Here is a 9,948-nt window from a genome sequence, read left to right as displayed (position 1 = left end):
CCTACATCTAGTTTAGCACAGGAGTTGCTTTTATCTGAAGATATTCCCTCCACCTGCAGAGCAGGTGGTTTATTTTTACTGTGACACAAGAAAAAAGACAACCGCCTCCTATTAGGAGGCTAGTTGTCTACAGTCTGAAATATTAACCAAAGGTTAGTATTTTCTGGCGATTTTTCTTTTTTCAAAAAAGTCATCATTTTATCTTTTTACCGCTTTTTCCGGTAATAAACATCTTCATTCCAGAGGAGAACTCCTTCATCAAACTCAAATACACGGATGGAAAGACCGGGATACACTGCAGAATCCGCATAATAGGTACTGTCTTCATCTATGGAGCAGGAGAATGCTCCGTGGTCCATTTCCGTACCCTCAGCATCGCCGGGCGCACGCTGATAATAGCTCCAGTTTCCGCAACCATCGATTATAATGTAGGTAGTTGCCGAAAGGTCGCCATCGTAATACAAAACCCCCTGGAACTCCAAAACATTCCTCTGGCGCAGATAAGAATTGTTTTTTTTCATAATAATCATCTATTCTCCATCAGACAGATACAGTCCAGCGAAAATGTCCTGATAAATGGACTTCATATCCTCAGCCGCGTCAGCCATAGCGTCAAACCCGTAAAGGTACGTGTAGCGCTCTGTGTCCATGGCAAAAACGGTCCATACACGTGTATCCTCATTCTCACCTGCGGTATATGTCACAACATATACCGGGTAGCTCATATTCTCGCTGTACATATCATTTTGCTCAACAGCCAGCAAATAGCCAACGCCCGGCTCCGCCAAATCCATGGCGCAGGCAGTCAGATAGTCCTCCAAAGTCCGGTCATTATACACGAAATTAGTTGGCATCACCGTGTTTACCACGCGGAGCATGCCATCCTCCGTGATATCTGCGTAGTAATATGTGCCGTCCTCGTGATTTTCGGATTGCAGGGGTTCCATATTGGTAAAAGGCAGCGCACCGCCCATCAGTATCGGAACCGCATTGCCGTCATCGCGTTCAGTGCCGGTCGTGAGCTGATCTGCGCTGGCGGTATAATCAGAGAATGGGATCAGGTCCAGACCGCTTTCGGTACAAGACAGCCCCCAGAATTCCGTCATACTTTCCGCCACCGGAAGCGAGAGCCGCTCGTAATATTCCTCCAGAGTCATGTCCGCCAGTTCCGACTCCTCCGGCTTCCAACTCCCGGTGGTGTTGGCGTAGACAGACACATTGTCCAAATCCCCGTTCTCGGCATAAGTAAAGTAGAACCGCTTCCAGTCCAGCTCCCGCCCGTTCCGGGCGAGGGTGAAGACGCCCTGGCAGGACTCCACAGCGCTGCTGGAGCCGAGGTTGTAGAAGCTGCTGCTGTCCCCCACACAGACATCCACATAGGTGTAGCTGTTGCGGTACCAGCCCTCAAAGACCAGCTCCGGCTCGTTGTCAACCAGGGTGTAGAGGGCGTAGACCTCCCCACCGTACTCTCGCAGACTGCCCACTGCCAGTTCCGGCACCCCATCGCCGCTCAGGTCCTCAATCAGATAACCCATGCCGTCCACGGCATCCTTACCCATCCCCCGGGCCGATTCCAGGACTCCAAACTCTCCATCCTCCGTAGTGTCCATGTTACTGTCCGGGTCGGACACCAAAACGTAAAACCGCTCCAGCAGCTCATGGTAAATCTCATCCGTAGTCTTTCTGTCGCCGGCGGATGATCTCTCCGGCTGGTATACAAACTCTTCGCTTTCCGTATTCCAGTACCACACCATCACGATCTCACTGCCATCGTCATCGAATTTCATGGTCACATCGCTGTCGCTGTCGCCGTTCAGATCGGCGAAGTCAATGCCCTTGAACAGATCCCATACGTTCACCCCAAAGGTGATTGGATATTCCACGAAGCCAAACAGCGCCTGATCCTCCGAGTCGTAATAAAATGCGGCATCCGCTTTGTGGACACACACCAGCACACGGGTGTCCTCTCCGCTGCGGGTGACGATGCCGCTATCGCGTATAATACCAATCGTGCGCCAGTCGTCTCCCGTAACAGGGTAATCGTCTGGGTAATCATCGCCAGCGCTGCCGCAGCCTGCCAGCAGGGCAAAGCTCAACAGTGCCAGTGTCAGCAGACAGAAGAACCGTTTCATATTTTTCATATCTTCCTCCCGGTCTTTGTTGTTAGTTTGAGATACTTTGTTTTTTAGTCAATAAAACTGCCGCCGCTGCCGCTATCGCTCCCGCCGCCGGAATCGGAAAAGCCGCCACCACCACCGCCGCCATCGCTCCAGTCGTTGTCGCTGCCGCCACCGGAAGAACGGGGCTCTTTGACTTCGGCAACCTCCCGGCCAATGGAATCCATTGCGTCATAAAAGGTCGTCTCCTGCATCCAACGATACCAATCATCGTCAGAGGCAGACATTCCTGCGGCGCTGGCTTCGGGATACTTTAGGGCTAGCGCGCGGGCCACCGTTTGGCCCTTGCCCATCGCAACGGCGTAGACCATGTACCCCCGCCATACGGGGAATTCCGGGAGTTCCTTATCCTTAAAGGTAGTAAAATCATCCAGAAACCGTCCGAAGGCTTGCCAGAGGGCCAGGTCATTCTCACTCTGCTGATCCAAAACATAGCAGGAGGTTTTAAAGACAAATCTCCAAAAATGGATAATGAGTTCTACAACCGCCACCACCACAAAGACGCCCAGCCCAGACTCGAGGGATTCGCCAAACTCGATCCCATAAGGCAGTGTACCGGCCATACGGATCAGTATTACGAAGATTCCTGCAGCTGCGGAGACAATCAGGCGATGCTTCAACCTTCTGCGGGAATATCCTGCCACGTCCTTTGATTTGACTCTTTCCGTAAATTCTCTTTCCACGGAGCCCTCGAAGCTGTAACGGAAACTCAGGGCTGCATCCCGATTGTCCTTAATATATTTTTTGAGGTTCTCTATAGAAATCCGCCCGCTTCCATCGGCTGCGTTCCGCAGGAAATCCCATAAGATCTTCTGATAGTCTGGAATATGCTCCGGTTCTGCGGTATCCAGCGGCGCGTCAGATGGGAACATCGCCTCGCCCATCTGCGTATTCAGCAGAAACTTTGCATTCCTTGCAGTCGTCTGGAAATGGATCAGTTTTTTCAAATTCAGTTCCAACAGCGCTGCCGAGATTTGCCTGGAGATGCTGGGCTTGCCGTCATAAAAATGCACCAGTCTGTCGACAGCAGGAGCGGACCGGTCATCCGGCAGGTCCCGGTAATACTGTGGGGACCGGGTGGGGCTGTTCCTGAACTTCTTCTGCTTGCTCCTTCGTAAAATACTTTCGATCTTACCATGCAATGGAAGTATGATAATAAAAAAACCGAAGAACGAGCCGAACACCAAAACGTAGAAAATATTCCAGCCTATTTCATCCATGAAGTTCAGAAAGAAGTCATAAATCTTATCACAGAAGTAACAAATCTCATCGATAAGCCGTTCGATGAAATACAAAATGGGATGATTCTCTTCCCATTCCGCCCGCTCGGCACGGTAGGTCTCCTGTTCGGTCTTTATACGTTCTTCTTCCTCACGCTTGGCGTTTGCGCTGTCGGCAAGCTCTTTTTCCTCTGCCAAAATTTCATCGAGCACCTCGCCCTGCCGCTCCCATCCGCCGTAAAAGCAATCCGCAGGCAGGGTGGAACGGATATCAACGATGCTCCCCATAGGGACGTTGTCTACCTGCAGGAACGCGGTGCTGTCAGACTGCTTTTCAAAGGTGCCTCTCAGCGGCCCGTGGGCCCAGATGCGGAATTCCTCTTCAGGGACGCCCTGAGGCACTGTCAATGTGGCGGTGAGGGCACCAATATCAGAGAGCTCGCTCTCTCCGGTCAGGTTCCAGAAAAATTCGCCCACATCGGAATAGAGTTTCACGGCGTTCTCCACCCAGTAGCTGATCTGGAAGACGCGGGTGCCACTGCCCTCCTGCCGGAAATAGATATAGACGGTATTTTCCCCATCGCCGCCCTCAACCGCGAAGGTGTTCTCGGGCCGGCTTTCATTGTCCGGCTCGTCAAGCTGTGACAGAGGCGTCCCGTCAATCGAGACCTGCCAGCTTATGAACTCACGGGGGCCGGCGAAGAAGTTATTTACCCCCAAACGTGTAAACTCCCGGTCGCCGGTGAACACGATCTCCCTTGTGTCCGTGATGTACGCGCTTCCGTCCTCAAACAATTCAATGTCAAAGTGCAGGGAACGCAGCTCGGCGCTGCCATCCTGCGCCAACGCGGTCAGTGAAAACAGGGGAAGCATCAGGATAACCAGGGAAAAGCATAATAATTTGCGTAAAAAACGGCTCATAGAGCGTCCTCCTCTCATCGGAAATTTGGTTCAGAATTTTACAGTGATCACAGCCTTTTCAGCTTCCTCCGCCTTGAAAAATTCCTCTTTTTGGAAATGGAACAGCCCCGCGATCAGGTCGGTGGGAACGGTTACAAGCAGACTGTTGTAACGCAGAACCGTGTCATTGTAGAACTGACGGTAATTCGCCAGTTTTTCCTCCATAGCGGAAATCTGCTGCTGTAAATGTAAGAAATTCTGGTTTGCTTTCAGTTCCGGGTAATACTCCGCCACCGCCATGAGACGACTCATAGCGCCGGACAGCTCTGTGCTGGCTTTCATCTGCCCCTGGGCGTCCTCTGCGGAGAGATAGCGGCTCCGGGCATCGGTAACCGCCTGCAGCGCCTCCTTTTCGTGGGCGGCATAGCCCTTGATCGTTTCTACCAGATTGGGAATCAGATCAAACCGCTGCTTAAGCGCCACATCAATCTGGCTCCACTGGGTCTGTACCTTTAACCGCTCGGTAATCAAGCGGTTATAAGCGGCAACGCCCCAGATCAGAAGCAAAATAACAAGGGCTATCGGGATTATGATTATCATGCTGTTTTCTCCTCTCTTTCCTTTTATCACCGCCACTCCTCCAGCCGGTAATAAGTGCCATCATCGCCCCAGACGAGAACGCCTTCACCAGAGTCAAGCACCTGAGCCTCCGAACTGTTATCTGCCAGTGAATCCATATAGGAATTCTCATAATAGGCGCCGGCTTTATCCTGGTTGTAGCTGAGTACGCCCCAATCCATTTCCGAAGCCTCGTCATTGCCGGGTGTACGCTGGCAGCGTCTCCAGCCGCCATCCTCATCGATTTCGATATAGTATTCTGCTGAAAAGTCGTTATTGAGATACCATGTGCCCCGGAGCTGCGAAATACTCTTACTGAGGTAGTGGAAGGAACCGAAAGAGCTGATGTAAAGCCGGTCGCCATCCAGTTCAACATAGCCGCCGTCTGTGTCATTGTCCCCGCTGTAGATATAAGCAACGTCCTCTTCCGGTCCATACGAAAGATAGCCGTCTACTACCTCCACATTGTCGAAGGAGTCGGCCCTCCAACCTCCCTCCGCATTGAACTCTATGTAATCGTATCCGGCATCCGCATCGCCCAGCCAGAAGCCCGCGTACATGCTGTAATCTTCCTTTTCGCCTGGGTCATCCCCGGAGGAGGCGGCGCCGTTGGACAGGTACAAGCCCGCAAAGATGTCCTGATAAACGGCCTCCACATCATCCAACGCGTCAGGCACAGCACCGATACCGTAGAGATACGTGTAGCGTCCATCGTCCGTGGCAAAAACGGTCCATTCACGTGCCTTCTCACCCTCGCCGGAGGTGTATGTCACAACGAATACCGGGTGGCCTATCTTTTCGCTGTACGCCTCATCTTCCTCAGCGGTATGCAATTCGTAGATAGTCTCTCCCCCAAAGGACAGGGCACAGCCGGTCAGATAGTCATCCGGTCTCGAAACTCCATCCTCTAATTCGGGCGGAAGCACTATGTCTGTGCACTGCTGCACCATGTTTACCACACGGATCCGCTCAGCCTCTGTGGCATACATGTAATAATACGTTCCGTCCTCGCGGTTTTCAGACTGCAGGGTCTCCATATCGGCAAAGGGCAGCTCGCCGCCCATCAGTACCGGAACCGCCAACTGAGATTCCTCCATTTGATACACAAACTGATCTCTCTGCGCATCCCAGAACCACACCATCACGATATCAGTCCCGTAGACATCGAACTCCATGGTCACATCGCCATCGCCGTTCAGGTCGGCGAAGTCGATGCCCTGGAACTTGTCCCATGCGTTCCAAATAGAAAAGGAGAGTGGGTAATCCAATGTACCGAATATCATCCGATCCTTCGAGTCATAATAGAGCTCCGTATCCTCCTCGTAGACACACACCAGCACCTTGGTTTCCTCTCCACCGCGGGTGATGGCGCCGCTGCCGCGCACAATGCCTATCGTGCGCCAGTCGTATTCATCGACAAGTTCGTTGATGTCGCCGCAGGCCGTAAGGCTTAGGCACAGCAGCAATGTCAGCACTACCATGAAAAATTTTGTCAGTTTCATGTTTTTCATATTGCCCTCCATCAGATTCTTCCCTTAAAAGAGACTCTTTAAGATTTCACCGGTAGAGCTCAGCGTAAGCGTTTTCACGCGCTCCGGACTCAAAGCTGCCTCATCTGTCTCACCATCATCCCAGATAATCGTTACTGTATTACCGGACAGCCCCCACGTCCCATGCCGCGCCTCGGTTATGCCATCATCGAGGAACTCACATCTCAGTGTATCGTCCCGGTTGAACTGAAGCGCATAGGTTTTACCCAAGAATAATTTGCTGGTTATCAAATATTCTGTCAAAAGCTGTGTATTTCCCAGAGCATCCTCATGGATGTAATAATCGTCCCCATGGACACTGTCAGACCAGTGTACCAGAACCTGCCCATCTGAAGTCAGATAATAGCTTTCATCCATACCGCCGCCGAACAGCGAGATTTCCTGGCGAAATACGGTTGTACCTCTATCCCCCTCAGACCCATTGTACACAGTCTGATCATATTCCTGATAGGTATAGGTTCCTTCTTCCGCATCGCTCCTGATGTATGTTCCATCCTTATTCAAGATCAAGATTGTTGCATACTCCGAATCCTGATAGCCTTGGTAGTACCAGCGGCCAGAGAAAGCCGACAAATCCCGTTTTTCCTGAAAGTCAGGCGCGCTCTTGATCCAGTAGGTTTCCCCGGTATCTGTTACCAGTATATCTGCATCGCCAATCGGAATTTCCACGTCCCCGATCAGGGGAACATCCGTCAGTGTAAGGACTGTTCCATCGGTATATGCGTCTCCGGTATAACCTGTCGGATTACCATATTGGTCATATTCCTCCCAGTTTTCAGCTGTCCCGTTGATATAAATACAAGTCAGCACCGATATCGTTGAACCGATTCCCTCTACCGGATACCAGAACCCTTCCAGATCCGCAATACTGATTTCTCCGTCATAGCTGGCTTCTCCTTCCCCGCTGCCTTTTTCTTCACAGGCAACCATGCTCAGGCACATCATCAGAGCCAACAAAAATCCCCTATATTTTTTCACGCTTCATTCCTCCTGCGATCAGCCGAAGTGTCCGCCCCAGCCATCGTTATAGTTGCCGTTGTCCTTATCCGAAGATATTTTGTCATGGCATTGGCGGTTGATTTCGTGCTGCGTCAATAAAAATAACAGTTAGTCCAACGTAGCAGGCAAGAACCACTGCAATAAGCGACAGCAGCACAATGCAGATAATACGCAGTGCCCACCTTTCACGCAGGTATTTGCCAGTCAGCACCATACCGATGATCATGGCCGCCAGCAGCAGAGCGGCGGTTCTCAGCGTCATACGTTTGTCTCCTTCTTATAGAGGGTATCCTCCACGCGCAGCGTGTCGACAATATCAGTAAACCAGCGCAGTTCGCCCAAAAATTTCTGGCGCAGTTCTCCCACGTCCGCATTGCTCTTCCCAAACTCAAAGAAGTCGCGCCCGGTCTGGATCGCAACGTGCAGCTTTCCGCTCCGCAGGAAGGACATATAGACCGCGCCGCCGCTCTTGTCCGCCATGGCGGTAATATATTCCATCATGTGCGGGGTGAGGATGTAGTACGCTTCCTGCGAATTGTTCGCTCTGACGCAGAAGCGCGTGTCAAACTGCTCGTTATCCATGGCGACATTGCTTTTCAGGCTTCTGCGGTTTTTTTGTCCGCTCGGAGATATATACTTCGCCGGCAAGCTCCTTGCCGAAGTCGCAGGTAAGCCACTGTCCCTTAAAAAATGTAATGCTCTGCTTTTCTGCGTGTGCGTCTTCATCGGTGAACTCTGACTCATTGATCAGCTCGATGTCGCCCAGTTCAATCTTCAGCCTGTGGTAGACGGCCTTGATATGGTCGCTGCCATCCGTGCAGTTATAGGTGAAGGGAAACACCATGCTGCCGGGGTTGATTTTGCCCCACGGGCTATATTCCACGGTATCGCCCAGCGTCTCCTTCAGGGCACCGCTGACGACATCGTTGCTGAGGAGCTTCTTGAGCTTGCTGTTGTTCTTTTCCATCTGGAATCCTCCCCCTCCCCCAAGTACAATAAAGAAAATCGCCACAGGAACCAATCCTGTGATAAAGCAAAGCATCATCGCCGCACTGGAGCAGGAAGTCAGAACCTTGGCAATCGTTGCCTTACTGCGCAGGGATTGGAGCTGGGATTCCAGATCTTTATTTGTCATCTTTTCTTCCATAATCCTCGTTTCCCTCCTCAAAACATCATTTTTACATCTTCGCGCTTGCTTGCGTCTGCGGCGAAGAATTCCTTCGGCTGGCGCGGGCCTGCCAGCAGCTTAGCCGGGAACATGGCGATGGCCGTATTGTAGGCGGTGACGCTGCTATTATACAACCGCCCGCGCCGCCTGCAAATGCTCTTCCGCGTTGCAGATCCCCCGCTGAAGCTCTGCGAACACACTGCTGGAGCGCAGTTCTGGATATTTCATGGACTAACGGCTTCAGGAATCGTTCAGTAAACCGGAGCGTCAAAACCGCTGTCAGTTGCAAACGTTGAAGAACAGGCAGCCGTAGGGATTCAGCAGAGCGATATCCATAATGCTGGCCTCAGCGTAGACCCTGTGCCGGTGGTCAAACTCCGTAAAGCCCTCGTAGCTGTCCGGCAGGGGCTCGAAGGTCAGGATAAGGCCGTCATACCACTCGGGCATAAAGACGTGGTAGTACGTGGTGGCAACCCTTGCCCACTCGCCCACATCGCTCTGCCAGTCGGTGGATCGAGTGAATTCAATGATCCCGCTCTGGCCATTCCACTCCACGGTGTGGAGGTAGTAGTTCTTGCCCCGGGAGCTGGTTTTATATTCGTCAATCCGGGTAAACCACTTGCCGGTATAGAAATCATACAGCTGATGGTAAAGGCTGCACTTGGGCTTTCCGGCAAAGGTCCCCATGGAGGACTGAGGGACATAGCAGACGGCCTCGACCTGGATCTCCCGGATGCCGTCCTGGGTCTGGTCGTAGTTTTTGGTGACCTCCCAATAGCAGTTCCCCAGGGTGTAGCCAGCGCCGGTGTCGCCCTCGTAGCTGGCAAAGCCGTCCTCCAGTAGGAAGACGCCCTGATCCACCGCGGCGTTGATGGCAAGGCCGTTGCGGGTAAAATAGGGCACACTCGACTGAATGCTGTCCACAGAAAAGAACAACCCACCACTTTCACTGTCAATGAGGTCGCCGCTCTCCGTGCGGTCAAGCTGCATCACCACATCGCCGGTATCATCGAAGTAGAGCGTGATACCGGCCTTATCCACCCACAGCGAACCGAATGCGGTGGCAACCTCCTGATTGTTGAGGAACTCCCACGTCTCACCCTCATAGTTCCTGAGCCAGACATCTTCGTCCACATACTCCCACAGGCCAATGTATTCACTGATGTCGCCCGCTGTTTCCGTTACAACGTCCTCATTGCGTGTACCTTTACCCGAACCTCCGTTGGAGTCACCCTCAAGAGAGTCTGTGATTCTTTCCCAGTCTTGGTACGCTTGGTGCTTTCCGCATTTTTAGAATCTCCTCCGCAGGCCACAAG

At 52.2% G+C, this 9,948-nt stretch carries 11 protein-coding genes; all 11 read right to left on the bottom strand.

The window, feature by feature from the left end:
* Positions 1–206: 206 nt before the first annotated feature.
* Entirely contained in the window at positions 207–521 is a 315-nt protein-coding gene (locus ABID13_RS26920) for a hypothetical protein (protein ID WP_156200243.1), read from the bottom strand.
* A 9-nt stretch (positions 522–530) separates the two neighbouring features.
* Positions 531–2,141, bottom strand: a complete 1,611-nt coding sequence (locus tag ABID13_RS26915; RefSeq protein WP_048931323.1) for a hypothetical protein — start codon at positions 2,139–2,141, stop codon at positions 531–533.
* Between the two features lie 44 nt (positions 2,142–2,185).
* Positions 2,186–4,318, bottom strand: coding sequence for a DUF2207 family protein (locus ABID13_RS26910; protein WP_048931324.1), 2,133 nt, complete (start codon positions 4,316–4,318; stop codon positions 2,186–2,188).
* A 30-nt stretch (positions 4,319–4,348) separates the two neighbouring features.
* Positions 4,349–4,897, bottom strand: coding sequence for a LemA family protein (locus tag ABID13_RS26905; protein WP_242849332.1), 549 nt, complete (start codon positions 4,895–4,897; stop codon positions 4,349–4,351).
* Positions 4,898–4,923: 26 nt separating this feature from the next.
* Entirely contained in the window at positions 4,924–6,426 is a 1,503-nt protein-coding gene (locus tag ABID13_RS26900; RefSeq protein ID WP_156200245.1) for a hypothetical protein, read from the bottom strand.
* A gap of 24 nt (positions 6,427–6,450) precedes the next feature.
* Positions 6,451–7,443 (bottom strand): hypothetical protein, encoded by a 993-nt coding sequence (locus ABID13_RS26895; RefSeq protein WP_048931326.1) that lies wholly within the window; start codon positions 7,441–7,443, stop codon positions 6,451–6,453.
* Positions 7,444–7,525: 82 nt separating this feature from the next.
* Complete coding sequence (locus ABID13_RS26890) at positions 7,526–7,726, bottom strand: hypothetical protein (RefSeq protein WP_048931327.1); 201 nt, start codon at positions 7,724–7,726, stop codon at positions 7,526–7,528.
* Positions 7,723–8,046, bottom strand: a complete 324-nt coding sequence (locus ABID13_RS26885) for a DUF3137 domain-containing protein (RefSeq protein WP_197092228.1) — start codon at positions 8,044–8,046, stop codon at positions 7,723–7,725. Before ABID13_RS26885 ends, ABID13_RS26890 begins: the two co-directional genes overlap by 4 nt.
* Positions 8,039–8,611: a hypothetical protein gene (locus tag ABID13_RS26880; RefSeq protein ID WP_048931329.1), complete on the bottom strand. Its 573-nt coding sequence runs from the start codon at positions 8,609–8,611 to the stop codon at positions 8,039–8,041. Before ABID13_RS26880 ends, ABID13_RS26885 begins: the two co-directional genes overlap by 8 nt.
* 17 nt (positions 8,612–8,628) lie before the next feature.
* Positions 8,629–8,766, bottom strand: a complete 138-nt coding sequence (locus ABID13_RS26875) for a LemA family protein (RefSeq protein WP_242849333.1) — start codon at positions 8,764–8,766, stop codon at positions 8,629–8,631.
* Positions 8,767–8,911: 145 nt separating this feature from the next.
* Positions 8,912–9,766 (bottom strand): hypothetical protein, encoded by an 855-nt coding sequence (locus ABID13_RS26870; RefSeq protein ID WP_048931330.1) that lies wholly within the window; start codon positions 9,764–9,766, stop codon positions 8,912–8,914.
* Between the last annotated feature and the right edge of the window lie 182 nt (positions 9,767–9,948).

The organism is Enterocloster citroniae (assembly GCF_040545455.1).
GTDB classification, from domain to species: domain Bacteria; phylum Bacillota; class Clostridia; order Lachnospirales; family Lachnospiraceae; genus Enterocloster; species Enterocloster citroniae.
This window is presented reverse-complemented; position numbering and strand designations above follow the sequence as displayed.